The sequence below is a fragment of the Gordonia rhizosphera NBRC 16068 genome, from assembly GCF_000298195.1.
Classification (GTDB): Bacteria; Actinomycetota; Actinomycetes; order Mycobacteriales; family Mycobacteriaceae; genus Gordonia; species Gordonia rhizosphera.
In genome coordinates this window covers 1-25,984 of record NZ_BAHC01000045.1, presented here as the reverse complement: position 1 = coordinate 25,984, position 25,984 = coordinate 1, and the positions used below count along the sequence as shown (strand labels likewise).

21 protein-coding genes and 2 pseudogenes are annotated in these 25,984 nt (G+C 65.5%); 3 read left to right on the top strand and 20 right to left on the bottom strand.

Features of this window, described 5'->3' with window-relative positions; all coding sequences use genetic code 11:
- The 3 genes and pseudogenes from GORHZ_RS31365 to GORHZ_RS30705 all read left to right on the top strand — a co-directional run.
- A pseudogene (locus GORHZ_RS31365) lies at window positions 1-250 on the top strand (hypothetical protein); the annotation flags it as partial.
- Window positions 251-327: 77 nt separating this feature from the next.
- Window positions 328-1,839, top strand: a complete 1,512-nt coding sequence (locus GORHZ_RS03890) for an aminobutyraldehyde dehydrogenase (RefSeq protein WP_006330527.1) — start codon at window positions 328-330, stop codon at window positions 1,837-1,839.
- A gap of 69 nt (window positions 1,840-1,908) precedes the next feature.
- Window positions 1,909-2,046 carry a hypothetical protein gene (locus tag GORHZ_RS30705; RefSeq protein ID WP_157205052.1) on the top strand — a complete coding sequence of 46 codons (138 nt, stop codon included), beginning with the start codon at window positions 1,909-1,911 and terminating at the stop codon, window positions 2,044-2,046.
- Between the two features lies 1 nt (window position 2,047).
- Here the strand turns inward: GORHZ_RS30705 and GORHZ_RS03885 are convergent, their stop codons facing one another.
- From GORHZ_RS03885 to GORHZ_RS03785, 20 genes and pseudogenes are all read right to left on the bottom strand, one after another.
- On the bottom strand, window positions 2,048-3,517 hold the full coding sequence (locus GORHZ_RS03885; RefSeq protein ID WP_006330525.1) for a GntR family transcriptional regulator: 1,470 nt from the start codon (window positions 3,515-3,517) through the stop codon (window positions 2,048-2,050).
- Between the two features lie 77 nt (window positions 3,518-3,594).
- Window positions 3,595-4,272, bottom strand: coding sequence for a GntR family transcriptional regulator (locus GORHZ_RS03880; RefSeq protein WP_006330524.1), 678 nt, complete (start codon window positions 4,270-4,272; stop codon window positions 3,595-3,597).
- 138 nt (window positions 4,273-4,410) lie between these two features.
- Entirely contained in the window at window positions 4,411-5,310 is a 900-nt protein-coding gene (dapA, locus tag GORHZ_RS03875) for a 4-hydroxy-tetrahydrodipicolinate synthase (protein WP_006330523.1), read from the bottom strand.
- A 38-nt stretch (window positions 5,311-5,348) separates the two neighbouring features.
- The gene (locus GORHZ_RS03870) at window positions 5,349-6,749 is read right to left on the bottom strand and encodes a protoporphyrinogen/coproporphyrinogen oxidase (RefSeq protein ID WP_006330522.1); all 1,401 of its coding nucleotides are present in this window, start codon (window positions 6,747-6,749) and stop codon (window positions 5,349-5,351) included.
- Between the two features lie 59 nt (window positions 6,750-6,808).
- Window positions 6,809-8,170 (bottom strand): MFS transporter, encoded by a 1,362-nt coding sequence (locus GORHZ_RS03865; protein WP_006330521.1) that lies wholly within the window; start codon window positions 8,168-8,170, stop codon window positions 6,809-6,811.
- A gap of 1,807 nt (window positions 8,171-9,977) precedes the next feature.
- Window positions 9,978-10,751 (bottom strand): alpha/beta fold hydrolase, encoded by a 774-nt coding sequence (locus GORHZ_RS03855; protein WP_006330520.1) that lies wholly within the window; start codon window positions 10,749-10,751, stop codon window positions 9,978-9,980.
- 155 nt (window positions 10,752-10,906) lie between these two features.
- A complete protein-coding gene (locus GORHZ_RS03850; RefSeq protein ID WP_051998746.1) occupies window positions 10,907-11,824 on the bottom strand; it encodes an LLM class flavin-dependent oxidoreductase in 918 nt (305 codons plus the stop codon).
- A gap of 9 nt (window positions 11,825-11,833) precedes the next feature.
- On the bottom strand, window positions 11,834-12,472 hold the full coding sequence (locus tag GORHZ_RS03845; protein ID WP_245551338.1) for a uridine kinase family protein: 639 nt from the start codon (window positions 12,470-12,472) through the stop codon (window positions 11,834-11,836).
- A gap of 5 nt (window positions 12,473-12,477) precedes the next feature.
- Window positions 12,478-13,518, bottom strand: coding sequence for a proline racemase family protein (locus GORHZ_RS03840; protein WP_006330517.1), 1,041 nt, complete (start codon window positions 13,516-13,518; stop codon window positions 12,478-12,480).
- Between the two features lie 110 nt (window positions 13,519-13,628).
- A complete protein-coding gene (locus GORHZ_RS03835; protein WP_006330516.1) occupies window positions 13,629-14,525 on the bottom strand; it encodes a dihydrodipicolinate synthase family protein in 897 nt (298 codons plus the stop codon).
- 241 nt (window positions 14,526-14,766) lie between these two features.
- The gene (locus tag GORHZ_RS03830) at window positions 14,767-16,071 is read right to left on the bottom strand and encodes an NAD(P)/FAD-dependent oxidoreductase (RefSeq protein WP_006330515.1); all 1,305 of its coding nucleotides are present in this window, start codon (window positions 16,069-16,071) and stop codon (window positions 14,767-14,769) included.
- Window positions 16,068-17,525 (bottom strand): NAD(P)/FAD-dependent oxidoreductase, encoded by a 1,458-nt coding sequence (locus GORHZ_RS03825; RefSeq protein ID WP_006330514.1) that lies wholly within the window; start codon window positions 17,523-17,525, stop codon window positions 16,068-16,070. Before GORHZ_RS03825 ends, GORHZ_RS03830 begins: the two co-directional genes overlap by 4 nt.
- A complete protein-coding gene (locus GORHZ_RS03820; protein WP_006330513.1) occupies window positions 17,522-18,952 on the bottom strand; it encodes an FGGY family carbohydrate kinase in 1,431 nt (476 codons plus the stop codon). Before GORHZ_RS03820 ends, GORHZ_RS03825 begins: the two co-directional genes overlap by 4 nt.
- A 37-nt stretch (window positions 18,953-18,989) precedes the next feature.
- Window positions 18,990-19,238 carry a hypothetical protein gene (locus GORHZ_RS03815; protein WP_006330512.1) on the bottom strand — a complete coding sequence of 83 codons (249 nt, stop codon included), beginning with the start codon at window positions 19,236-19,238 and terminating at the stop codon, window positions 18,990-18,992.
- Window positions 19,235-20,671 (bottom strand): aldehyde dehydrogenase family protein, encoded by a 1,437-nt coding sequence (locus GORHZ_RS03810; protein WP_006330511.1) that lies wholly within the window; start codon window positions 20,669-20,671, stop codon window positions 19,235-19,237. Before GORHZ_RS03810 ends, GORHZ_RS03815 begins: the two co-directional genes overlap by 4 nt.
- A gap of 37 nt (window positions 20,672-20,708) precedes the next feature.
- A complete protein-coding gene (locus GORHZ_RS03805) occupies window positions 20,709-22,136 on the bottom strand; it encodes an APC family permease (RefSeq protein WP_157205053.1) in 1,428 nt (475 codons plus the stop codon).
- A gap of 253 nt (window positions 22,137-22,389) precedes the next feature.
- A complete protein-coding gene (locus GORHZ_RS03800; RefSeq protein ID WP_006330509.1) occupies window positions 22,390-23,037 on the bottom strand; it encodes a 3'-5' exonuclease in 648 nt (215 codons plus the stop codon).
- Window positions 23,034-24,863: a putative nucleotidyltransferase substrate binding domain-containing protein gene (locus tag GORHZ_RS03795; protein ID WP_006330508.1), complete on the bottom strand. Its 1,830-nt coding sequence runs from the start codon at window positions 24,861-24,863 to the stop codon at window positions 23,034-23,036. The genes GORHZ_RS03800 and GORHZ_RS03795 overlap by 4 nt, the downstream gene beginning before the upstream one ends.
- A complete protein-coding gene (locus GORHZ_RS03790; RefSeq protein WP_006330507.1) occupies window positions 24,856-25,572 on the bottom strand; it encodes a GntR family transcriptional regulator in 717 nt (238 codons plus the stop codon). Before GORHZ_RS03790 ends, GORHZ_RS03795 begins: the two co-directional genes overlap by 8 nt.
- Window positions 25,573-25,690: 118 nt before the next feature.
- Window positions 25,691-25,984, bottom strand: a pseudogene (locus GORHZ_RS03785) (hypothetical protein); the annotation flags it as partial.

Sequence of the window (25,984 nt, the reverse complement as noted above, 5' to 3'; positions counted from 1 at the left end):
ACTGGCGCCCTATGCCTATTGCTGCCACTTCTGTCACATCAAGATCGTCGTCGACTCCGATGGCACCTACTCGGTCGGCACCGGCATCGGTCAGGGCGACGATCGAGTTGCCGCTCAACGGTCGACCGATCGAGGAAGGGCGCGAGCTCGAGTTGCAGGCCGCGAAAGAAGCTTCGACTACATGCAACGAGTGTTGAGGATCGGGAAAGCCAAGAAAAGACCGGATCAGGTACCGGATAGGTCCGGTTGACCCACGTCTTGCCTCCTGCAATTATTTGTGTACAAATATTCATAATTCAGATCACACCCTCGACGAAGGCTCCCCGCATGACCGTTGCGACCCACACCCAGACCTTTGAGATCCGCCGCGCCACAGCAGGCACCACGCTGATCTCCGATACCGACCTACCGCCCCACGGCCAGTTCATCGACGGCGCCTTCCGGCCGAGTACCTCAGATGCCACACTCCCTGTGATCGACCCGTGCGATGAGCAGGAAATCGCTCAGATTGCCAATGGCACAACAGACGACGTTGACGCGGCCGTCGCGGCCGCGACCGCGGCCCAGTCGGCATGGGGCAAGCTCACTCCCAAGGAACGATCGCTGATTCTGCTGCAGATCGCCGATCGCGTCGAAGCCAACACCGAGCTTCTCGTTCGGCTGGAGTCAGCGAATACCGGGAAGCCGTTCGAGGTGTCCCGCGACGACATCGCCAGCACCGTCGACACGTTCCGGTTCTTCGCGGGTGCGGCGCGTGCCATCACTTCGCAGGCTGCGGCCGACTACACCGAAGGCCACCTGTCGGTGATCCTGCGCGAACCGCTCGGCGTGATCGGCGTTGTCACGCCCTGGAACTATCCGCTGCTCATGGCAGCGTGGAAGACCGCGCCGATCCTGGCCGCGGGCAACACCTTGGTCATCAAACCGTCCGAGCAGACCCCGCTGACCACCATCAAGTTCGCCGAGCTCGTCGCCGACCTCCTGCCGTCGGGCGTCCTCAACGTGGTGACCGGCATCGGCGCTGTGGTCGGCGCGCGTCTGTCCGAGCATCCGGGCCTGGCGATGATCGCCCTCACCGGCTCGGTCAACTCGGGTCGCGCGGTCGCCGCGGGTGCATCCGACACCCTCAAGCGCGTGCACCTCGAACTCGGCGGCAAGGCGCCGGTCGTCGTGTTCGACGACGCCGACCTCGACGCGGTCGCCACCGGCATCCGGGCCGCGGGATTCTGGAACTCCGGACAGGAATGCGGCGCCGGATGCCGCATCCTGGTGCACGAGTCGGTCGCCGATCAACTTACCGAGAAACTCGTGGATCAGGTGTCGTCGTTCGTCGTCGGCGAGCCGGGCGCCGGTGACGACGTGGAGATCGGACCGATGGTCTCGCGGGCGCACTTCGACCGCGTCGTCGGGTTCCTGTCGCGCGCCGAGGCTGCCGGCATCTCCGCCGCGGTCGGCGGCAGCGCCCTCGACGGACCCGGATTCTTCATCGCACCGACGGTTCTCGTCGGCGTGCCCGAGGACGCCGAGGTTGCCCGCAACGAGATCTTCGGCCCGGTCGTCACCGTCGAGACCTTCAGCACCGAGGACGAGGCCATCGCTCGCGCGAACTCTGTACCCTACGGCCTGTCCGCATCGGTGTGGACCGAGAACGCCCGCCGCAGCCACGATGTCGCCGCGCGTATTGACGCCGGAACGGTATGGGTCAACTCGCACCTGGTGCTCGCTACCGAGGCGCCCTGGGGTGGTTTCAAGGGCTCAGGATACGGCCGCGACCTGTCGATCTACGCACTCGATGACTACTCCCGCACCAAGCACGTCATGCACAACCACGGGCGATGACCGGGACCGGACCCATCGCGGTGGCGCCCCCGCTCGACCATGCGTCTCAGCATTCTAGGCGGAAACGGGGTGGCAATCAGCAGTGCACGCCGTGTTCACGGTCGCGCCGCGCACACCGAGCGGGAGGTTGTCGACGTCGTCCGCTTCGCCCGCCGGGAACGATTGTCGGTGCACCCGCCGGTCACCCGGGACATCACCCACAGTTGACTCACTGTCGGGCCACCGTCCACCCGAAGGCACCGACGTCGGTGACCTCGAGCCCGGGTTCTGCCGGGACGAGGTCGCCGACGTTGTAACGCATCGAATTCGAGAGCAGTACACGAGAATCCGCGTTGAGCACCAGACACTCCCCGGCCTCACGAGCCAGCCATGGCGAGAGCGCGATCTCCAGCCCGGCGACCCGGACATCGGCACAGATGATGCCGAGGAACTCACCGGCCCTGGTCACCGGGGCGGTGACCGTCACGAGGTAGTCGTCGACTCCGCCGTGATCGATGTACGGTCCCATCGCATGGGGACGCGCAGTCGCTTGCGGGCTGGTGAAATACTCCTGAGACCCGTAGTCGTAGAAGTCGTCCCGGCCGGGGTCGAGCTGATGGCTGTAGTCGCGATCGAACGTACCGTCAGCCGCACGCTGCCACCATTCGATCCAATACGGCGCGCCGTCAAGGAGTTCGATCGCCGCCATGAAACCGATGCCGTAGACAAGCTCTTCCACCCGCCCCAGCCGCGGCAACACCGCGCGGGCCACGACCGCGGTGAGCGATTCAAGTACAGGCGGCTCGGACACCTCGTCCGAGATCTCACCCGCCATCGCCTCGAGGAGGTCGACGGCCACGGTCGCGATCCGGTGCAGTTCAGTGACGAGATCGGCGTGTGGGCCGGGTTCGGACCCGATACCGTCTGCGATGAGTTGCAGTCGATGCCGCGTGAGTTCTGTGATCTCATGCGACACGAGGTTCTGTGCGGTGTTCCACGCCGAGTCTGCGTCGGCCGCGCGCACTGCTTCGGCGACGTCGGCCATGGCGTCGGCCAGCACCTCACGCTGTTGGGAGTCGTCGAGGAGCACCTGGACGAGCCAGTCGAACTCCTCGTGTGCCGACAGGTCGGCGCGGGTCAGTCGCATCGACTGGGCCGCCGAGGCGAGTTCGACGTGGAACCGTCCGAGCACTCTGCGGCCCTGATCGGCCGCGGTGACCTCCCGGAGTTCGTCGGCCAGCGCCGCGAGCCGTTCCGCACTCGCCGTCGAACCGCGTTGCGCGGCAAGCCAGGCCGCGTATGTGGTCAATCCCGCCCGCCAGTCCCCCAGGTCGCGCAGTTCGGTGGCGGTGAGCTCGGACAGCGTCTCGCGGGCCATGGCACCGGAGTCGCCGGCCGCTTCGACGAAGCTGCCACCCCTGCCGCCGGCCCGGGTGATGATCAGGCCTTCGGCGCGCAGCGTGGCCAGGGCCTCGCGCAGCGAGAACGGGGTGACCCCCATCTGCCGGGCCAGGTCGGCCTCCTTCGGCAGTTTCTCGCCGGCCCCGAGGACGCCCAGACCGATCGCGGTGCGCAGACGCCGGGCAACGGCAACCGACGCGTCCTCGTTGTCGAGCCGCCCGAACAGCGCGTGCTCGGTGCGCGCGACTGCCGCCGACCGCTGATCGAACGGCCGAAGCGGGTCGGCGGATGCGGTCACACTGGCCACCTCGGTTCGGGAGACTTCGTGGGCGAATATTCGTCGATGTTACCTGCCCGATGCAGCCGCAGGTCGGGTCAATCGCCCGCAGTCTGCGCGGCGAGCAGCTCCTCGATACGTTCGGTCGCATCGACCAACGAACGGTCGTTGATCGCGGCTGCTGCGGCACTGTCGTTGCCGGCCGCCGCATCGATCAGTTCACGCTGGTAGGTCCATAGCTGTGCGCCGCGTTCGGAACCGAGCGTGCCCTGGGCGCCCACGAGTTTGTAGGCGCGACATCGGCTCCACAACGATCGAATAGTCTGCAGGAGAACAGGGTTGCCGGAGGCCTCGTAGAGGATCGCCAGCAGCGCCTCGTCGCGATCGAGATACTCTGGGACGTCTTCGGCGATGATCGCCTCCCTCATCGCCTCGTACTCGGTGGTCATCCTGTCGACGTCGGCAGCCGAGATGCGTTCGGCTCCGAGTCGGGCACCTTCCACCTCGAGCAGACGCCGAACGTCGTACACGTGTTTCAGCTCGGACAGGGAGAGTTCCTTGACCACCGCACCCTTGTGGGGTTCACGTTCGGCGAGACCGGCCTCCTCCAAGCGGCGGATCGCCTCTCGGACCGGCATCACGCTGGTACCGACGAGGGTTGCCAGGTCGCGGACCCGCAACCGATACCCGACCGGGAACTCCCCGCTCAGAATCGCGTCGCGGATCTTCTCGTACACCTGATCCGTCAGCAGAGATGACTGCACTTCTGTGACCACAGATCACATCTTAAAGGGCGTAGTCGCGCAAAGTGCTCAACTTGGGGCGTCGCGGGATGTGGACGCGCGACCAGCGAAAATGTAGCGCCGACACGTCAGGGGCACCCGGTGGCGGGTGCCCCTGACACAGTGTTGCGGCTAGACCAGTGCAGCCTCCCGACGCAACGCTGCGAGTGCTGCTTCGACCCCGGCCAGTTCTTCTGCATTGAGATCCGACACGGGCTTGCGCGGCGAGCCGACCGGCTCGCCGAGGATGCGCAGCCCGGCCTTGACCGCCGAGATGAACGGCACCGAGATCAGCGCGTCGATGACCGGGTACAGGCGCCGCCACTGGGCGAGCGCGCCGTCGAGGTCACCGGCGGCGATCGCCCGGTACACCGCGACGATCTCGTTCGGGACCACGTTGGCGGCACCAGCCATCACACCGGCGGCACCCTCGACGAGTGCGCTGTAGAGGTAGCTGTCCCAGCCGATGAAGGTGCCGAGCACGTCGCTGTGATGGTGGATGAGCTGCAGTGCCTGTTCCCAGTTCGCGCTGGAGTCCTTGATGTAGCGGATGTTGCCGACCTCGCGGGCCAGGCCGGCTGCGGTCGTGGCGTCGAGGTTGACGCCCGTGGCGGCGGGGATGTTGTAGAGCATCACCGGCAGGTCGACCGCGCCGGCGACGTCTTTGATGTAGGCGACCGTCTCGTCGAGCGAGAGGGACTCGTAGTACGGGGTGACGAGCATCAGGACGTCGGCCCCCGATGCCTGCGCCGCGCGGGAGAGCGTGATCGCCTCACGAGTCGTGGTCGCACCCGTCTGCGCGATCACCGGGACTCGACCGGCGGTGTGGGCGACGACGGTGTCGACGAGTTCTCGTCGCTCGTCGTGGCTCATCGAGGCGAACTCACCCGTCGATCCGCCGGCGACGACGCCGTTGACGCCGGCGTCGATGGAGCGGTCGACGATCCGCTTCAGCCGGGCGGTGTCGATGTTCTCGTCGGCGTCGAACGGGGTGGTGAGGGCGGTGAGGACGCCGCGCAATGCATTGGTCATGAGAGTGGATTTCCTTCTGCGAGAGTGGTTCTGGCTGTTCAGATGGCGGCGGCGCTGGGCTTGAGATCCGGGACGCTGACCAGCGAGCGGGTCTGGTAGTCGCGGGCGAGCCGGCTCGCGGCCTCTTGCGCGGCGGTGAACGCCGAGCTGATCGCGGTCTCGGTGTAGAGGGTGCCCAGGTAGTCACCGGCCAGGAAGACCCTGTCCGACGGCCGGGTGAGCGTGGACTGCAACTTCCCGCGTCCGGGGAAGCAGTACGGCGCGCCGGTGTGCCACCGCTGCACGTGCGCCTCCTCGACGTTGCCCGCGAAGCCGGGGAAGATGTCGTCGAGGTCGCCGACGTAGGTGTCGACGATTTCGTCGTCGGTGCGATCGAGCAGCTTGCGCGCGAGGCTCGCCGGCGAGAAGGTCATCAGGCTGCCACCTGGCTGACGGGTCCGTTCCGATCCGCGGACGATATTGCCCATGTTGAGTGCGACGTTGAACGAACGCTTGGGGGTGGCGATGCCGTAGGCGCCGTCGTAGGGCTGCGGGCCGGTCTCGTTGGTGAGGAATGCTGCGCTCACGTACGGGCCGTACTGGATCTTGCCGAGCGCATCACGCAGGTCCGCAGGAACGTCGACGGCGACCTTGTGGCTCACCGTCGCCGGCGTGGCCAGGACCGCGTAGCGCGCCTCGACCTCCCGGTCGACACCGTCCTGGGTGTAGCGCACCACGACCGAGTTCTTCTTGTGCACAACCTCATTCACCGCCGCACCCATCTCGATGCGGTCCCGCATCGATGCCGCGATGTTCTCGATCAGCGTCGACGGCCCACCGAGGATGCTGCGATCGAGACCCGCGCCGATGTTCCAGACGAGACTGAAGTAGCCGATGCCGGCGCCGGCCGACAACTCTTCGGGATCACCGGCCGACCGGGTCACGGTCGGGCGGAACAGTGCGTCGGCGTCCTCGGGCAGCACTCCGGTGTAGTCGGCGAATGAGCGGTCGTTCTCGAACTCGTAGATTCGCTGCTGGCGCACCTGCGGGGACTCGCCCGGCCGGACCCGCACGGCGCGGGCGTACCGCAGGACGTCGAATCCGACCTTGGCGCCCGCCTTGAGCAGGGCCACCCGTGACGACATCGGCATCGGGACGCGGAAGGGATAGGTCTGCACCGGGCCGTCGAGGAGCACCTTGCCGTTCATCGCCAGACCCGACAGCGATCCGGGCACCTTGGTGGATGCGGTGCCGGTCTCCGACAGCAGGGCGTCGGTGGAGGTGCCGGCGCCGGCGAAGACGTGTCCACCCCAGTTGAGGAAGTACTGTCCTCGCTTCTCCGAGCGGATGCGGCCGCCCACGCGGCTACCCGACTCCAGGACCACGGTGTCCCAGTGCCGCAGTCGCCAGGCTGCCGACAGACCGGCCAGTCCACCTCCGACGATCACTACGTCCTTCATGATTGTTCCTCTCGCTCAAGCTGATTGATGTGATGTGTGTGGTGAGGTGACGCTGTGCGTCACGCGGCGACCGGGGCCGCTTGGCGGGACGGCGCCGGCGCGGTGCCGAGTGCGGCACTCTCGGTCAGCGTCATGCCGCGGGTCTCCGGTGCCATGAAGTGCGACAGGACCGCGCCGAGCAGGGTGATGGCGGCACCGATGAGCATCGTCATGCCGATGCCGAGTGAGTCGAGTGCCATTGGCACCAGGAAGGTACCGACCGCTGCGCCGATCCGGCTCAGCGACGACGCCATGCCCACCGCTGTGCCGCGGATTTCCGTGGGGAACAACTCGTTCGGGTAGACCCATTGCATGATCTGCGTGCCGCCGATCACCACTGCGTAGATGGCGAAGAGCGCCATGATGATCCACGTCGAGGCATTCGGGAAGAAGCCCAGCAGCGCCAGCGCGATACCCGACCACAGGAAGCTGTGGATGAGCAGCGGGCGACGGCCCACGCGGTTCACCAGGAACAGGGCGATGACGCACCCGACCAGGAACAGGATGGTGATGACGGCCGAGCCGACATGTACTGCGTCTCCGGAGAGGTTCAGCGCTCCCAGAATCTTCGGGGCGAAGGCGTACACGGCGAACAGCGGGACGATCGAGAAGGTCCAGAACAGCGTGATGAATGCCATCCGTGTGCCGTACCCGGAGCGCAGCAGATCCTTGACACCGACGTTCGCGTCCTCTTCTTGCGGAAGATCCGTAACGCTCACGCTCGGGCCGTAGACCTTGCGCATCACTTCGTCGGCCTCGTCGTGGCGGCCCTTGCTGACCAGCCAGCGCGGCGATTCCGGGGTTCCGATCCGGGCGAGGACGATGATGATCGCCGGGATTGCGGCGCTTGCCAGCATCCACCGCCACGCGTTCACGTCACCGGTCTGCGCCAAGAGCTGACCCACGATGTAGGCGACGGCCGCACCCACGAACCACATGGCGACGAACGCTCCCAGGAACGGTCCGCGGTACTTGCGGGGTGTGAACTCGGTCAGCAACGACGTCGCGATCGGATAGTCGGCTCCGACGGCCATGCCGATCAGCAGCCGCAGAATGATCAACCAGATGACATTGGGTGCGAAGAACTGGGCCACCGAGAAGGCAATGATCGCGATCAGGTCGATCGTGAAGAGCACCTCGCGGCCGAAGCGGTCGGTCATTCGGCCGCCCACATAGGCACCGAAGAGGATGCCGATGAGTGTCGAGGCGGCGATCAGGCCCTGCGCGGCCGCCGAGAGATGCCACTGATCGGAGATCTGCACCATCGCGACGCCGATGATCGACAGGATGAACCCGTCGAGGAACGGTCCCCCGGATGAAAAGACCGCGAGCTTCTTGTGAAACCTCGTCAAAGGTGCGTCGTCGAGTGGGTTGATGATCATGTGAACTCCTAGCCTGGAGAGGTGGGTGTGATCCGCGTCTCAGTGGATAGAGTAACTTGTGATCACAGATCACACAATGCTCGACTTCGATTCATTTCGCTCGCCGATCCGCCTCGACTGTCTCGGGGTTGTCGATCGGTCCGTCGCAGGCGCCCAGCAGAGGCACAGTCTCGCCTTGAACCTGTCCCCTCGCAGACGCGAGTCGCCGAGACTGGCGGCGACGGCCAACCCGATGTGGAAGTGACTGTCGGCACGTCGCCGGTCGAGGTCGAGGTCGAGGTCGATCGACGGTGTCATTTGCCACCGTGGAGGGACCACCGTGAGCTTGTTCTTGCCACGAGGGCGGGACCACCTGGATTGCCAGTCATGGGACCACCCGTCCCGACGTCGGTGGTCCCTTCGTTTGTTCGTTGACTCGGCCGTGTCTGGAAGGGGTCGGCGGCGATGGGCTACCGGGCGATTGCACTGGAAACAATCAAGGAAGTACTGCGGTTGTGTGTCGACTGCCTGGCGGCGGGGTTGCCCGCGCCAGGCTTGCGCACGATCGCCGCGCATACGGGGTCGACCGCAAGACGGTGCGACGCTGTGTCGAAGCCGCACAAGCGGCCGGGCTCACTCGTGAGGCCGGCGCCGAGGCGGCGACACTGATGCGGTGATCGGTCAGGTCGAAGTCTTCACCAGCCCGATCATGTGAGCGCCGACGGCTTCCTCCAGCGGGTGATGGCGGGTGGTCATGGGTGTTCGTCCGGTTCGGCAGTTCCGGGAATGATTGCCAATACTGTTGGTGTCGTGGAGTATTCGGATGAGTCGCGGGAGAACCGGGTCGGTTCTCCACCCGCGGCTACCGGCACTTAAACTCGGCGCGCTCGCCGATACCCTGCCCCAAACGCGCCCCGCTGGCCCGCTGGCCCGCCAACACACCAGCTCCCACCTGAGCTTTTTTCTACAGCTCCTCGCAGACGAAGTCTCGAGGCGTGAATCCAGTTCCGCGGCAGTCCGATCTGCCAAAGACGCTCTCGCCGCCATGATCCGGATCTACACCTGGCAGGCCACCGACGCGACCTGCGCTATGACCGCACCCTGCTCGGCGACCTCACCACCCGCAGTTCATCGACGCCGGACTCCGCCGCCTCACCGCTGTGGACGTCCTCATCATCTACGAATTCGCCCTGCGGAATCTCGACGCGGCCCAGATCAACGGCTCTACGAACTCGTTGTCGAGCGCCAAGCCAAGACGACGATCGCGACCTCCAACCGCGAACCCGCCGAGCGGCTCACCATGACCACCGACGCCCCGCTCGCGCATTCGGCCATCGACCGCATCGCCTTCCGAGGCCGCACCTCATCATCGAAGACCGCTCATACCGGCAGCCACCGCCCTGGACTTGACAGGCCCAACCCCAGTGAGCAGCCTCAATAATGCGCCAAGGTGGCCCCATGTGTCGACGGTCACGTAATTCCTCAGGCGTGTCCGTCACGGAATTCCCCATGTTCGGGTGTGCATGGTGGAGGGTAGCTGGAGTCTGGGTCAGTCGGTTCTGGTCGTGCGTCCGGGGCAACCCCGCTCCCGGCTCGGACGAGACAACCGCTTCGATCAGCCCGGCCTGGGCCGAAGTGATCGCTGATCAGCCCGCGACTCAGGCGGGCGACGTCCTGGATTCGGTGACGGACGTGCATCGATCCCCTTCGTCGACGAGCAGAGTGATCGCGACCGACCCTGCCCCGGAATCCACGTCGGATGTGACCCAAAAAGGACGCCCGTTCGGGCTTGACCAGCTATCTGATGTCGCGTCCGGTCATCAGCGCATCATGCCAGAACTGAGTGAAGCGACTGGTCGAGAGCATCGATGATTATGCGACCGACCTCGGCATGCGCGCGATCGTTCGGTATGTCGTGATAGCCGCCGGCGATCGTCACCGCACGCCCAGACATCAGTTCGGCTGCGAAATCCACTGCTTGCGGAGCCGGCGCGAACGCATCGTGTTCGCCATTCACCAACAGCACCGGCAGGCCGAGTGCGGGAAGCGAACATCGAATCCTCGATCCTGCGAGGCCGATTGCCGACCAGAGGTTACTTTCGGCCGGTCCGGTGTCGAATCCCAGTGGGTCGTTGGCCAGCGCATCAAGGTAGGCCTCGTCCCGGGACATGACCAGGTCGGTTCGACCCGCCGCTGCGGCGGGAAGGCCCCACAGCGGCGCTCCGGTCATCGCGAGACATGTCCATTTGCCCGGCTCACTGATGGCCAGCATCGCTCCTGCGAGTGCGCCGAGTGAATGTCCCACAATCGCAACAGGCAACGTTGGTTCATCGGTTTCGATGTGATCCACCAATATGGCTGCGTTCTCGGCCAATTCGGCCACCGACGGGAAGTAGCCGCGCGGCGTTCCTCCGGTGTGGCCGTGTCCCACGTGATCTGGGCCGAATACGTCGTATCCGCCGGCGTTCAGCGCGTGGGCGAGACGGTGGTAGTGCCCCGTATTTTCGCCGAATCCATGCAGGAGAAGAACTCTCGCGCGCGGGTGGTCTGCACGCCACGAGCGGTAGTAGAAGGGGTGGCGGTATCCGTCGATGAATGGCATCAGTGCGCTCCATTCTTGGTCATGGGGTCCTCATGAGAGCCTCGGTACTGTTGTCTAGTTGTCGACAATAGCCAAAAATTACGGCCAGCACAATGCTCGGCTCGCCCCTTTTGTGGCAGGATCGCCTCGCCACGGAGACCACCTCGCTTGCCCCCTCACCCACTCAGCAACGGCTGGACCTCCGTCGCGATCCGCCGAACAAAGTGTTCCGGCCCGGCCTGCGCCGTGGGCTGGAAAACGATGGTGTCGGCACCTGCTTCCCGCCAGCGGAACGCTTGTTCGGCAACGTCGCCGGACGTAGAACCGAACGCTGCGAGGTCTCCGGGATCACCCTCAGAGTTCCACGCGCGCAATTCATCAGCGATCACAGCGGTTGCGTCGGGCCCGATCACGCATGGCACGAAGGCAACGACAGGGTGCGGGGTGTTCCGACCCACCCGGTTCGCACCCTCGGCGATGTGCTGCCGTGCCCGACGCACACCGTCGGGCGCGGTCCCGCCGGTCAGGATGGTGCCGTCGGCGAGTTCGCCACTCAGAGCCAGAGTTCGCGGGCCTGTGGCCCCAACCAACAGGTCGAGTCGCCCGGCAGGAGGAAACACGAGTTGGACGGCGTCGAGGTGGATGTAGCGGCCGCGGAAGGTGACGTTGTTTCCATCGAGAAGCATTCGGAGACAGTGAGTGTACTCACGCAGCAGAGTCATTGGCGACTCCACACGCCGGCCGATCTGCGCCATCCACTCCTGCACTCCGTGCCCGATCCCAACGCGAAGCCGACCCGGATACAGTCGCGCCAGTGTGGCGACCTCCATCGCGGTGGTGGACACCGACCTCAGTGGCGCCGGCAAGACACCGATACCGACGGTCAGGGATCGACTGTGCGCCAAGGCGACACTTGCGGCAGCGATGCTTCCGTGAAGAAAGCAGTCCTCCCACAACCAGAGTTCATGAAGTCCGGCCTCGTCCGCCGCGCGGGCAACGCTTGGTAGAAGTTCGGGCGGATGCTGCGGTCGGAATATGCAGCCTACCCGCGAGACGTTCGATCCCAGCTGAGTCTCATCAGGGCGGGTCGGCATGACGCCTCCTCAGGAACTGTGCACCAACCGTTCGCGACCACCCGCGTCCATCCGGTCGGGGCCAGTAGCGGGTTCACGCAGTCGGGCATCGTTACCATCAATCATGAAATCGGCTCGCGTCCATGGCAGATCGCGTTGATGGAAGAGCCGTTCATGCGCGTTCCAGTCGTCCATGAAATCCAGGCTGTCGATGCCGGCGCGCAACCGCTGCTCTTGTCGGTAGGCACGCACGTCCGCGGACGCCTGAACCCAAACGTTGACGTCGAGCCACTCGGCGACCGAGCGATGTGCCGCACCCACTCCTTCGACGATCAGGCAGCGGGTCGAGTCACCGATCCGGATCGCACCGCAGCGCTGCTGACGCACCCAGCCCGGCGGCCGGTACTCGACCGGCAACGCACCTTTCGCGACCGGTACCAGGATCTCTGTGCGCAGCAACTCGTGCCAGCCGAAGAACGAGTGGTGCCAGGCGAGATCATCGGTGTGTACCACCGCTGTCACCTCGGGGTGCGCCGACCTCAGGTAGCGCGCGACGGAGGTCTTGCCCGAGGCACTGGAACCGTCCACCCCGACAACCAAAATGTGCCGGCTGGTTGAGGCCAGATGCTCGTCGATTCGCTCGACGAGTCGATCGAGGCTGCCGATCATTGCGTTCACGTCGGATCTCCGGTCGGCCAGGTATCGGACAGGGTGTAGCCGGTCGGGTACGGATCGGCCGGATCGAGCCCGACCTGGCTGAGTTCGGTGATGTAGGCCTGCCCACGAACCCGCGGGATGATCGCGTCGTAGTGGCCCACCGACGTGAGGCGGTCAATCCGACTGTGGAACCGGCTTCCGATGACCGATTCATGGACGAACTCCTCGCCGACGTCGATGAGGCCTTTGGCCTTCAGCACCGACAGACGCGCGGATGTGCCGGTACCACAGGGTGACCGGTCGAGCCGACCGGGCGAGACGATGACGGCGTTGCGGGCGGTGAGAACTCCGTCCACGCGCGTCAGGGGTCCGGCGATCTCCGTCTGCGTGATGCCGGCGAACTCCGGGTTCAGCGGATGCTGGACGGGTATCTGCTTGGCGGCGGCGGTCTTCAATCGCTGTCCCAGATCGCAGAGATCACGGGCCTCGTCCGGGGTGAGTGCGAATCCGAGTTGTTCGGCGTCGGCGATGACATAGGTCATCCCGCCCCACGCGACATCGACGGTCAGTGTGGGGTAGCCATCGAGTTCCAGCGGCACCGAGATCTCGTAGGCGAAGGCCGGCTGGTTCTCGAACTCGACGCCGGTGACCTTGCCGTCTCGGCAGGTGCAGTGCAGGCGGATGATGCCGGCCGGCGCTTCGAGGACGACGTCGGTGACCGGTTCGGTCATCGGGATCATGCCGGTTTCGAGCAGCGCGGTCGCGACACACATGGTGTTGCTACCCGACATCGCGGGGTACTCGGTGGATTCGGCAATGACATAACCCATCTGGGCTTCCGGATCGGTGGCCGGGACGATGAAGTTGACACACTGGGTGACCGATCCGCGAGGCTCGTGGAGCAGCAGTTTGCGCAGATCGTCGTTGTGGTCGCGGAAGTACTTCATCTTCTCGAAAACGGTGCTGCCGGGGACGTCGCCGATGCCGCCGGTGACGACATTGTTGATCTCGCCGCCGACATGGCATTTCACGACGTTGATGACTCGGTTCCAGCGCATGAGGTCCTCCGGGTGGCCGCTACTGGTGGGGTGGGTGTGGATCGGGGGCCGTCAGGTCCATCCTGACGGCCCCCGAGTCGCTGTGGCGTGAGAAGTGGTGAACTAGCGGATCACGCGTAGTTCAGACCGGTCTCGGCGATGAGCTTGGTGAGCTCGTCCTGCTTGTCCGCCGACAGCGGGCCATAGGGCGCACGTGCCACGCCCAGGTCGTGTCCAGCAGCGGCGGCCGCTGCCTTGGTGGCCACCGCGTAGCCCTCCTTGCCGAGGAAGTCGAAGACGTTCCAGAGCCGCTTGAAGATCTCGAGCGCCTCGGCGGTCTTGCCTTCCTTGGCGAGCTCGAAGATCGCGACACATTCCTTGGGTGCGAAGTTCGGCGCGCCCCAGATTGATCCGGCGGCCCCGGCAGTGAAGGCGGGCAGCAGGATGGTGTCCCAGCCGACGAAGGTGTCGATCGAGTCGCCGAGGTTGAAGATGAGGTCCAGCGCCTGCTCCATCGACCCCGAGGTGTCCTTGATGTACTTCACGGCGTCGGTGCGCTCGAGCAGATCACGGTAGAACGCGCGATCGAGGTTCATGCCGGTGACACCGGGCAGGTTGTAGGCGATCACGGGCACATTGCCGGCCTCCCCCACGGTCGCGAAGTACTCGATGACCTCGTCGCGGGTGGGTGCCTCGTAGAACGGCTGAACCAGCAGGACCGCGTCGGCGCCGTTGTCGGCGGCGTGCTTGGTGAGCTCGATGGCCTCGGCGGTGCTCGTCGAACCCGTCTGCGGGGCGACCGGAACACGGCCCGCGGCCTGGTCGATGACGACCTTGTTCACGAACTTGCGCTCATCGGAGGTCAGTGCCGCGAACTCTCCGGTGCTGCCGCAGGGGACGAGACCGTGCAGCCCGTTGTCGATCAAGAAGTCAACATGCGCGCGAAGGGCACCTTCATCGACCGAACCGTCGGCAGCAAACGGAGTGGACACGGCGGCGATGATGCCGCCCAGCTTCTTGGTGGTCATGGTGTGTTCTTCCTGTGGTTCGTTATGCGGGAGTATGTCGGGAGAGGCGGATCTCATCTTCGCCTTGATCTATTGTCGACAAGAGATCAATATACACGCGCAGGTGGGCGTTGTCGATAGTCTGTGCGGCAATTTCCACGGCTGACGTCTGATGGTGAACATGCGCCGAGGCGCCCCACGGAAGGGGCGCCTCGAAGTCACAATCATGCTGTGCGCAAGCCGGTTTCATATCCGAGCGGTGTCAGCCCACCCCGATCAGCGCGCGCCGCCCGGGGACGAATCCGGTAGCCCGGGCATTGTCGATGCTCACGCTGACATCGCCGCCGTCGGGCCGTACTCGGTCCATGATCGACCACGGCACCCGAAACACACGACCGGGCGACGCCGGCCACGGCAGAGTCTTGCTCGCTACGAGGTGTCCGTCCTGGTGGATGGCCACGCGGGGCCGGCGCACCAGTTCGTCGGTCCACAGCAGGAGTCGTTGACGCGGCGGCGCGGGCTCACCTGGGGCCATCAGGCCCGGCGCGACCCAGCGCAGCGGGGCCTCGCAGGTGATGCGCAGTTGCTGCGGTGACGCCCAGGATGGGGTGGCGAGGTAGTCGGCGACGCGGTCGGCGACGTGGGTGCCGTCGAGCGCGGCGATGTCGGCGGTGTCGACCGGGTGCAGCATGTTGCCTGCGGCGAAGACGCCCGGGGCATCGGTGCGTAGGGCGGTGTCAACAAGCGGACCGAGGGTGGCGGGGTCGAGGGTGATGCCGGCGGCGCGCGGCAGCTCGTGGTCGGGAATCCAGTCGCCGCTGAAGATCAGGGTGTCACAGGCGATGTGGTCGCGTGCTCCGGTGTCGATGTTCTCGACCTCCACGCTCTCGAGGTGGTGCTTGCCGGTGATGCCGACGATGCGGGTGCGGGTGCGCACGGGGACCCGCAGCAGTGTCGTGCCGGGGATGTTGAAGGCGGCGTACGACTCCGGTGACGGGTATTCGGTGGTCATCAGGACGGGTCGGCAGCCGGCGTGACGCAGGGTCATGGCCGCCGACCAGCTGACGAGTTCGGCGCCGACGATCACCGCGTGTTTGCCGACCTTCTTGTGTTGGAGGTGCACGATGTTCTGGAGTTGTCCGGTGGTGTAGACACCTTGGGGCCGGTCGCCGGGGATGAGTCGGGCGGGGCGGGCACGTTCGCGGGCGCCGGTGGCGAGTACGAGTGCTTTCGGAGCAATGGTGAGAAGGCCTGCGGGCGTGGTGACCTGCAGGGTCCGGTCGGCGGACATGGCGGTCACGGTCGCGCTGGTGCGGATGTCGGCGCCGGCGCGGACGGCGGCTTCGGTAAGGCGCTTGGCGTAGTTCGGGCCGCTGATGAAGGTGTGCAGGTCGCGGATGCCGTATCCGGGGTGGTCGCAGTGGCGTGGTATGCCACCGGCAGTTTGTTCGCGGTCGAGGACCAGCGCGCTGATGCCGTGCTTGTCGCCGAGCGCGGTGGCGGCGGCCAGTCCGGCCGGTCCGGCGCCGACGATGGCCACGTCGGGGGTGAGGATGGGGCTGCTCATGAGTGGGCGCCTTTCAGGGTGGTCGTCTGCGGTACCCGGATGACATTTGACGTCCGTGCACCGCAACTTTTTTCGGCCATGTCGGAGACCTCGGCGCCGCAGAAGAACCCTTGGCAGCGTCCATTCATGGCGCGGGTGCGTTTGCGGAGTCCTTCGAGGGTCACCGGCGGGATCGTCGAGGAGTAGGCGTCGCGGATCTCGCCGGCGGTGACGCGTTCGCAGAAGCAGACGACCTTGCCATATGCGGGATCACCAGCAATCTTCGCGGCGTCTTGATAGGGACGGGTGAAGGCCTCGCCGATGTTGGGCATCGCCGGCGGGTCGGGCAGATCGTCCCGGGGCGTGCCGAGGACCCCTGCGTCGTCGAGGAGTTCACACACGTACTCGGCGACGGCGATTCCCGAGGTCAGGCCGGTGGATCGGATGCCGCCGACAAGCAGATATCGCTGATCGGTGTCGAGTTCGATCAGGTAGTCGCCGTGGTCGGTGGCTGCGCGCAGTCCGGCGTAGGTGGCGGTGACTTCCTCGTCGAGGAGTTCGGGCATGAGTCGCTGGCCCTTGCCGAGCAGGAATTCGAACCCGCCCTCCGATGTGCCGGTGTCGGTGCGGTCGGTGAGATCTTCGGCGGTGGGGCCGAGCATGACGTTGCCGTAGATGGTCGGGCTGACCAGGACGCCCTTGCCGCGTGAGGTGGGCACGGGCAGCACGATCTTGTCGACGAGTCGGCGGGCGAGTTTGTCGAAGACGAACAGTTCACCGCGGCGTGGTGTCACGTGGAATCGGTCGTAGCCGAATTGCTGATCGAGGTAGTCGCAGCCGAGTCCGGCCGCGTTGACGACCCATCGTGCGATGATCGGCCCCTGCCCGGTCTCGAGGCGTGTGGTCTGGGTTTCGGGTTGCTGGACAACGTTTTTCACCGGTGAGCTGGTGTGCAGCACCACGCCGCGGTTGACCGCATCCGTGGCGAGCGCGAGATTGGTCGTCCAGGTACAGATGATGGATTCGTCCGGGACCGTCAAGCCGGCCAGCGCCCCCTCACCGAGATGGGGTACCTGACGGTAGACCTCGTCGGCGTCGACGAGCTCGCAGGCGTGGTAGCCGTTGGCGGCAGCCTTGTCTTTCAGCCCGGGCAGTGCCTCGCGTTCTTCCTCGGTCCAGGCGACCAGGAGTGCGCCGGTGTGCTCGATCGGGATGCCGGTGTGCTGGGCGTACTCCGAAAGCAGGGTGTAACCGCGGCTGACCATTCGTGATTCAAGAGTGCCGGGCTTGGCGTCGAAGCCGGTGTGCAGGATTGCGGTATTGGCCTTGCTGGTTCCCTCGCACACGTCTTCGCGGGCCTCGATGAGCGCGACGGAGTGGTGGTGGCCGGCGAGATCGCGCGCGATGGCCGAACCGACGATACCGGCACCGATCACGGCGAAGTCGTAGATGTGGGGATCGGCGGGGGCGGTCATGGCATGTCTTTCTGTGGGAGGGTTGACGTGGCAGCGGCGTGCCAGCGTGTCCGAAAATCGTTCGCGCGGTCACTGTCCCAGCGCGGCTCATAGGTGGCTGCCGGTGACCAGGGCGGCACGGCATCGGTGATCGACAACGTCGGATCGATGGAGAGGCGGGCGCAGGCGGCGGCGCCGAGTGCGGTGGCGTGTGGGGATGGGTAGACGTCGACGGGGATCTGGCCGATGTCGGCGACGGCTTGCATGAGGCGTCTCGACCGGGTCAGTCCCCCGTCAACACGCAGGCGGTCCAGTGGCTGTGCGATGTCGGCCTGCATCGCCGCGATGACCTCGACGGTCTGGGCCGCGAGTCCCTCGAGCACGGCGGTGACCAGCTCGCCGCGGCCGGTGGACAGGCCCATCCCGACGAACGATGCGCGGGCATCGGGCCGCCACCAGGGTGCGGCCAGCCCCGCCAGTGCCGGCACGAACAGCACGCCGCCTGCGTCGGCGACCGCCAGCTCGTCAAGATCGGCGGGTTGTGCGATCACGCCGAGGTTCTGCAACCACCGCACAGCCGATCCCGCCGTGTACGCCTGCCCGTCGAAGCAGTAGGTGGTCTGTGACCGCAGTCGCCAGCCCACGCACGCGGCCAGGCCCCGGGTCGACAGCGTCGGTTGTTGTCCGACGTTGGCCAGCAGGAAAGCGCCGGTTCCGAAGGTGCACTTGGCCGTGCCGGGCTGTAAACAGCCCTGCGCGAGCAGGGCGGCCTGCTGGTCGACGACCAATCCTGCGACCGGTGCAGGTGGACCGAATGCTGCGGTTGTGCCGATGATCGCGTCGTTGTCCACGATCGTCGGCAACGGCTCATCGGCCAGACCGAAGAGTGCGAGCAGTTCCCGGTCCCAGTCGGTCGTGCGGAGGTCCGTGATCAGTGATCGGCCGGCGGTGGTGCGGTCGGTGACGAACTCGCCGGTCAGTGCATGCACCAACCAGGTGTCGGAGGTGGTGATCACCCCACCGGCCCCGACTTGATCGCGCAGCCACCGCATCTTGGGTGCCGAGAAGTACGAGTCGAGTTCCAACCCGGTGCGTGCACGAATACCTTCCCGATGTGCGGTCAATGTGTCGCACACCGATTCGGCCCGTCGGTCCTGCCAGACGATCGCTGGACTGAGGGTTTCGCCTGTGCCCGGATCCCATGCCAGAACGGTCTCGCCCTGGTTGGCGAGCGAAACTGCGTCGATGGCGCAATTGGCCTGCATCACGGCATCACGCCCCGTGTCCAGGACGGACGCGAGCAGTACCTGAGGATCGTGTTCGACTCCCCCATCGGCGAGATAGCGCGGATACACCGGCTGTTCGCTGATCGCGAGCACCGCGCCGTCATCGTCGACGACGATGGCCTTGGTGCCCGACGTCCCTTGATCGATGGCCAGAACAGCCATGGGTCAACTCCTTTCTTTGCTATCTCGCCGGGGTCGGTCAGAAGGGGTAGTCGTCCAGTACCTGATACTCGGAGTCGGTGTCGCCGACGTACCAGACGTCGACCGAGTCGTCCTGGCGGGTGACCATCAGACAGTCGCCGCGTCGTGACGGCACCACCATCGCGACCCGACCTTCATCGCGGCGACGGTCGCCGTTCGCCGTCCAGGTGCGCTGGACCCGCCTGCCGATCAGTGCCGCGAGTTGTCCGCTGTCGGTACGGCGGAGATCGGTGAGTGCGGCGGTCACGACAGGCTCACGATCACTTGCTTGACCCGGGTGAACTCCTCGAGGCCCAGGGCGCCGCCTTCTTTGCCGTAGCCGGAGCCCTTGAAGCCGCCCAGTGGCCCTTCGGGGCCGACGGCCATGTGGTTGTTGACCCAGACGACGCCACTCTCGATTGCGTTCACGTTGCGCAGGGCCCGGCCGATGTCGCGGGTCCACACCGAGGCGGCGAGGCCCTGCTCGACCTGATTGGCCATCGCGAGGGCTTCAGCCTCGTCGCTGAAGGTCTGCACAGTCGCCACCGGTCCGAAGATCTCCTGCTGGACCAGGTCGTCGTCCTGCTGCAGGCCGGTGATCAGCGTGGGCTCGAAGAAGAAGCCGGGTCGATCGACCCTCTTTCCGCCGGTCACGACCTTCGCATGGGCGGGGCGGTCGGCGACCATCTTCTCCACCCGGGACCGCTGAGATTCCGAAATCAGCGGCCCCAGAACGGTTTCCGTATCCTGTGCATCACCGATCACGGTGTTGGCGAGGCTGGCGGCCAGGGCGTCGACAAACCTGTCGTGGATCTTCTCGCTGACCAGCATGCGGGTGGCCGACATGCATTCCTGCCCGGCGTTGAACAAGACCCCGTTGGTCAGGATCGGTAGCGCGGCATCAAGGTCGATGTCGTCGTAGATCACCACCGGTGCGTTGCCGCCCAGTTCGAGAACCAGCCGCTTCGGGGCGCCACCGGCGGCGGTGGCGATCGTGCGGCCGGCCGCGGTGGAACCGGTGAACGACACCAGGTTCACGTCGGGGTGACGCACCAGCGCGTCACCGACGACCGAGCCCTTGCCGTGGACGAGATTCAACACGCCCGGCGGCAACAGCGACTGGACGAGTTCGACGAACCGGCTCGTCGCGATCGGGGTGAGTTCCGCGTCTTTGATGACCACGGTATTTCCCGCAGCCAGCGCCGGGCCGAGCTTCCAGACCGCCTGCCACAGCGGGAAATTCCAGGGCGTGATGCCCAGGACGACGCCGAGCGGCTCGCGGCGGACGTAGCTGGTGTTGCCGGCGACGAACTCCCCTGCCGCCTGCGCCGAGAGCACCCGGCCGGCGCCGGCGAAGTGCCGCAGCGCGCCGATGATGCCCGGCACCTCCTCTCCGCGGGCTGCGGATGTGGGTTTGCCGGCGTCGATGGTTTCCAGATGGGCGATCTCGTCGATGTTGTCGGCGAGCAGGTTGGCCATGTCGTGCAAGATCTGCGAACGTTCGCCAGGAGTTGTTGCGGACCACGCGGGAAATGCGGCCCGGGCGGCGGCGACAGCGCGGTCGGCGTCGTCGACGGTCGACAGCGTCGCCTCGGCGACGACCTCGCCCGTGGAGGGATTGAGCACCCGGTTGATCTCACCCGAGCTCCCCGGCTCGGTCTTTCCGTCGATGACATTTCCAAGTTGGATCACGTCAGTCACTGTCAATGCCTTTCTGTGTCTGTGGTGGAGTCGGTAATCAGGTGTTGGCGTTGATGACGTCGAGCGACTTGCCGCGCCGGCTGCTGGGGATCGTCCGGTACACAACGGCTCCGGCGGCGATCACGGCCAGCATGCCCAGACCGACGTGCTTGGGATCGGACCAGACCAGCAGGGTGCACAGCACGATCGACCAGACGATGGCGAGACCGAAGATGACCGGGCTGACGATCCCGTAGTGCCACGGATGCTTGGGCAGACGATTGCGCACGAGGGCCCACATGCCGACGATGACGACCACTCCGTAGGCCGTTGCCCAGGCGAGCGCGGTCATCGCGGCCAGCACCGACAGCAGCGAAGACCACAGTGCGAACACGACGGACAGCGCGAAGATGGTCAGCGTGGCGTTGATCGGGATCTGGGTGCGGTTGACCTTGCGCAGCCAGTGCGCGGCCGGCACCTGTCCGTCGCGTGCCTGTGACCACAGCACCCGGATTCCGGTGAGCTGCAACATGACCAGCGCCGCGAACAGGGCCAGGATGGCGATCGCCTCGAAGAAGTTGGCGAATGCGGACCCGATGGCGGTATCCAGGATGAGCTTGACCGGGGTGTCGCTCTCCATGACGGCAGGTACGTTTTGGATGGCCAGCATCAACAGGGCCACCATGATGACGCCCACGATGTAGGACGACACGTTGGCCATCACCGACGCCATCGGGGCCTTACGGGCAGCGTCCTTGGTTTCTTCAGAGGCGTTGCCGGTGGCGTCGAAGCTGGAGATCGCGTAGGCGGGCAGGATCATCGCGAAGAGGAACGGGGTCAGCCAGTTTCCGTTGTGGACGGTGCCGCCGGAGTCGTTGAGGATCGACAGTGGCGCGGTCGGGTGCTTGACGATCAGCAAGACACCGATGAGCGAGACCACGCACACCACCTCGGCGACGACGCCCAGGTTGTTCAGGATGGCCGCCACCTTGACGCCCGCGATGTTGATGATCGTGCCGAGCACGATCAGGCCCAGGGCCCAGGGCAGGGTGTCCGTCGCGCTGTTGAGGCTGACGTCGAACCATCCCGCTACGAAGGGGGCGATGCTCACCGCGACGGCGGTGACGGCAACTGTGTGGGCAATCAATAGCCACCACCCGGTTTGCCACGCCAGCCAGGGTTTGCCGGTGATACGTCCGGTGATCTGGTAGACACCGCCGGCCAACGGATAGGCGGAGACGAGTTGCGCCACGGCCAGACCGACGGTGAACACCTGCAACGCACCGCCGACCAGGAAGGACCAGAACGATGCGGGTCCGAAGAATCCAAAGCCGACGATCAGGGTGGTGAAGATGCCCGACGCGATGGCGATCGAGGTGAACTGCACACCGAATGCGGAGAACAGTCCGAGGCTGCGGTTGAGTTCCTGCTTGTAGCCGAGCTGCTCGAGCAGCGCTTCGTCGGCGTTGAGCTCGGCGTCGAGCATCGGCGCATCAGCTCGCAGCGGCGGCAGATTGTGCTCCAGATGCGGCAGGTGCGGCGCATGCTCGCGGTGCGGTTGTTCGGGAGTCTTCGGCGTTGTCGCCATGATGTCCTCGCTGGTGGGTTTTCCTTGAGCCTGCCGCGTTGGGCGGGCGCTTGTGGACTTGTTGAGTAGATCGAGCCGTTCTCTTGTTGTTCTACTGTCGACAATCTATCACAAACAGCAGTTGTTTGCGTCACTGTTTTTTGCGAATGTTTTAGTTCGGCCGGTGACCGCTGGCGCGCGTGTGCCGGTCGCCCGCGGTGAGGTCGATGAACGACTGCCCGGTCGTGTACCCGCGGGCTTCGAGAATGGATGCCGCCGCCAAGAACACGTGCGCTGTGGTCGTGGCATCTCCCATGGCGTGGTGGGGTGAGACGACGGGAACCTGCAGTTGATTGGCTGCCCACTCGAGGCGTGGGTCGGCGATCAGATCGGGATCGAGCCCCAGCGCGCGACATAGTGCCGCGGTGTCGATCATCGGAGCTCTCATCCTCTGCCCGATCCTATGAAGCGCATTGTCGAGGAAGGCGCGTTCGATCCATGCCGAGTGTGCGATCACGACGCGGTCGGCAATCAGGTCGGACAGGGTCCGGGCCAGTTCCTCGGGTGACGGTGCGTCGGCGACGTCAACCCGACGAATGGTGTGCACGGCGATGGACTGCGGTGAGATGTCGGAATCGGGGCATGCAAGCCCATAGCTGTTGTCAGCCACGATGATTCGCCCCCCTCGGATCACGGCTGCACCGTAGGAGATGATCGCGTCGCGTTTGAGGTCGAGTCCGGTGGTCTCCAGATCGATGGCGACGTAGTCGACCTCCCGCCAGGGCAGGTTCCGCCCCGAAGGCCGTCGGCGCCACCTCATGGTCGGGAAAGTCTCGTCGGCCAGTCACCTTCGAGACGTGCCTGGATGTCGGCGACCGCGCGGAACGCTTCTCGCAGATAGCGTCGGGTGAGGGTGTCGAGGTCGGCGAGCACGAGTTCGCTTGTGGTCGGGGTACCCGTGCGCAGCCCGTTGATCTCACGCTCCAGCAGCAGCCCGTAGAGGTACTCGAATGCCCTGGTCAACGTGTCGGATTCGTCGGTACTCAGCAGCCCTGAATCCGCGCCACGGCGCAGCCGAGAGATCGTGGAGCCGCGATCGTCGCCGGTGACCACCGCGACCCACCTGCCCAGGGAGGCGATCGGCACCAGACCCTGTTTTTTCAGATCCAGCTGACCGCGCCGCGCGCCGGTGTGCTCGGCAACGAAGTTGCGCACGAACCCCGTCGGTGGACGATGAGCCACCGTGTACTGCAGCAACGCCGACAGGAAGTCCCGGTCGCGCGTCGTGGCCAGCATGGCGTCGGACACCGAACGGCCGAGCGCGATGCCCGTGACCGGGCGACTGTCGGCGATCATCGACGTCAGCAGCAGGGCGTTCTCCTGCGTCGGGTTGCGAATCCACGACTGTGCAACGGCGACCGCATCGGACTGCGAGCGCGCGAACGTGGGATTCGTCGCGTTCGCCCCGTCCGTGCAGCGCGGCAACCCGCACAACTCGAGGTTGTCGAGCACGCGGCCGGCCCAGATCTGCAGGCGCCGGGAGGGATTACGTTCGTCGGGCATGTCCGACCACACGAGTGCGGTGTCGATGTCAGAGCCCGGCAGCGGTTCACGCCGGGCCACGGACCCGAGCAACAGCCACGAGGTGACATGTGGAACCAACTCCTCGCCGATCTCGGTGAGCTCGATCGCACGTTGCACGAGCGCGTCGATGACCGCGGTCAGCAGACCGGCGATGTGCATCGGCGCCACGCCAGTGTCGAAGAGTTCGATCCACGTGCCGGGCAGGAGCCGGGCGGCATCGGTGAGTTCGGGTATCGAAGTGGCGTGGTCGATGGCGCGCCGGATGATCAGCGGGTTGCGAACTTCCGCCGAAGCGAGATCGACGACACGCAGTACACCGACCGGCCGTTCACCGGCTCCGGTGACCACGAGGTGGTGCATACCGCATTCGACCATCCGGAGGAAGGCTTCCGAGGCCGGCGACTCTGCGCTGATCGTCTGCGCGGGACACGATGCGATGGCCGCCACCGGCGTCGATCCAGAGATCTCCGGGCTACTCAGGCCGGCACGGAAGTCGGAGTCGGTGACGATGCCGAACTCGTTGCTGCCGAGGTCGAGCACGGCGCAGGATTGACCTGCCTCCGTGATCAACCGCGCTGCTTCGGCGATGGTGGCGTTGGCTGGGCACCACACCACTGGGCGCATCTGGTTGTGCGCGGCGCGCATCGCCTGGTCGACGAAGCCGGAGCGGGCCAGCCGGTCGTGACTGACGAAGGTGCCGTAGTGGGCGAACTGCAGTCGTTCGGGGTTGGTCAGTTGGGCGCGCGGATCGGGAAACAGGTAGCACAGTGTGCCTTCGAGCGCGCGGATCGTCAGAGGCGGGGGTAGCCCGGACAGGACCGAGATGTGCCCGAAGGTTTCACCCGGGCCCAGGATGTCGACGACGCGACCACGATCGAGAACCTCCACCTCTCCGGTACGGATGACGTAGAACCGCTCCAGGGGTGGCTGGCCGGCTTCGATGATGTGGGTCTCGGCGGCGAAATACTCGACTTCGACGAGACGGGCCAGTCGCTCCAGATCATGGGATTCGAGTGCGTCGTAGGGCGGCTGACCGCCCAGGAAGTCTATGTACTCACGCATCGTCTTCGGTCAGCGAACTGATTTCCGGCCCGTGCACGTGTCGGTCGACTTCTCTGGTGATCGCGTCCATGTCCCCGGTGTCGATGATCGACAGCAATCGCTCGTGCTCGGCGACCACATCATGCAGGTCGGCAAACGATTGATGGTCGGCAGACAGGAACAACTGCAGCTGCGACTCCCAGCTGCGCCACACGTCAAGCAGCAGCTTGTGCCCCGACAGCTCGTAGAAGCAGCGGTGGAAATCCATGTGCGCGTCGATGGTCCGGGTCTGATCCCCCGCGTCGGCGGCCTTGGCCATCGCCTGCAACGCGCTGACCACCTTGGTGCGACCTGGGCCTTTGAGCTTGGGCAGCGCCAGTTCGATGGCGTACGGCTCCAAGCGTCGACGCAAACTGGCTATTTCGGCGACCACCTGCTGGCTGACCTCGGAGACAAAAGCACCCTTATAGGGGATGCGAACGACCAAACCCTCGTCGACGAGTAACGCGAGACCCTCGCGCAGCGGAGCGCGGCTCACGCCGAGTGCGGCGGCGACGGGGATCTCCCGGATCTGGCTGCCCGGCTGCAGCGTGCCGTCGAGGATGGCGGCACGCAGCAGGGCCGCGACGGTACCCGGGGTCGTCTTCTGCTCGATACGCGCCAGCGAAAGCTCGGGCCCACCACCCGAGTTGTCGGTCAGGCCGGCGAGGTCTTTCGACGTGAGGCTCATCGCGATGTCCTTTCGCTGCTCCCAATCGTCGCGTCGGTTGATGTGCGACTGATCGGAACAGAATCCTGCAACCAGTAAACCAGAAATTGCTGTCTTGTAGACAGTACGACAGCTACGGTTATTCCCCTGCCGCCGACACGTAGATGCTGCCACGTTCCAGCACCGGGTCCAGGATGCCGGTTTCCAACTCGTTGGCAGCATCCTCGAAGCCCGCGGGATCGCGATGTGGACCCGGTTGCCCGATCAACGCCTTGACCTGGGGCGTCATGAAATACGCGCCGGCCAGAATGCTCGAGAGCGGGTCGAAGGTGGCTTTGTCGTCTGCCCACATCTGCTTGAGTGCGGCCCTCATATCGGCCGCGCTGACGTCCTTCAGCTGGTCGACGGCACCGAGTACCAGGTCGAAGACATC

What these genes read in the sequence shown, in the direction of transcription:
- GORHZ_RS03790 (WP_006330507.1), bottom strand. Translation starts at nt 25,572, where the DNA reads ATGAGCCTCACGTCGAAAGACCTCGCCGGCCTGACCGACAACTCGGGT.
- GORHZ_RS03830 (WP_006330515.1), bottom strand. Translation starts at nt 16,071, where the DNA reads ATGAGCAGCCCCATCCTCACCCCCGACGTGGCCATCGTCGGCGCCGGA.
- GORHZ_RS03890 (WP_006330527.1), top strand. Translation starts at nt 328, where the DNA reads ATGACCGTTGCGACCCACACCCAGACCTTTGAGATCCGCCGCGCCACA.
- dapA (WP_006330523.1), bottom strand. Translation starts at nt 5,310, where the DNA reads ATGACCAATGCATTGCGCGGCGTCCTCACCGCCCTCACCACCCCGTTC.
- GORHZ_RS03800 (WP_006330509.1), bottom strand. Translation starts at nt 23,037, where the DNA reads ATGAGGTGGCGCCGACGGCCTTCGGGGCGGAACCTGCCCTGGCGGGAG.
- GORHZ_RS03825 (WP_006330514.1), bottom strand. Translation starts at nt 17,525, where the DNA reads ATGACCGCCCCCGCCGATCCCCACATCTACGACTTCGCCGTGATCGGT.
- GORHZ_RS03845 (WP_245551338.1), bottom strand. Translation starts at nt 12,472, where the DNA reads ATGATCGGCAGCCTCGATCGACTCGTCGAGCGAATCGACGAGCATCTG.
- GORHZ_RS03870 (WP_006330522.1), bottom strand. Translation starts at nt 6,749, where the DNA reads ATGAAGGACGTAGTGATCGTCGGAGGTGGACTGGCCGGTCTGTCGGCA.
- GORHZ_RS03820 (WP_006330513.1), bottom strand. Translation starts at nt 18,952, where the DNA reads ATGGCTGTTCTGGCCATCGATCAAGGGACGTCGGGCACCAAGGCCATC.
- GORHZ_RS03805 (WP_157205053.1), bottom strand. Translation starts at nt 22,136, where the DNA reads ATGCTCGACGCCGAGCTCAACGCCGACGAAGCGCTGCTCGAGCAGCTC.
- GORHZ_RS03795 (WP_006330508.1), bottom strand. Translation starts at nt 24,863, where the DNA reads ATGCGTGAGTACATAGACTTCCTGGGCGGTCAGCCGCCCTACGACGCA.
- GORHZ_RS03865 (WP_006330521.1), bottom strand. Translation starts at nt 8,170, where the DNA reads ATGATCATCAACCCACTCGACGACGCACCTTTGACGAGGTTTCACAAG.
- GORHZ_RS03840 (WP_006330517.1), bottom strand. Translation starts at nt 13,518, where the DNA reads ATGCGCTGGAACCGAGTCATCAACGTCGTGAAATGCCATGTCGGCGGC.
- GORHZ_RS03835 (WP_006330516.1), bottom strand. Translation starts at nt 14,525, where the DNA reads ATGACCACCAAGAAGCTGGGCGGCATCATCGCCGCCGTGTCCACTCCG.
- GORHZ_RS03855 (WP_006330520.1), bottom strand. Translation starts at nt 10,751, where the DNA reads ATGCCATTCATCGACGGATACCGCCACCCCTTCTACTACCGCTCGTGG.
- GORHZ_RS03850 (WP_051998746.1), bottom strand. Translation starts at nt 11,824, where the DNA reads ATGCCGACCCGCCCTGATGAGACTCAGCTGGGATCGAACGTCTCGCGG.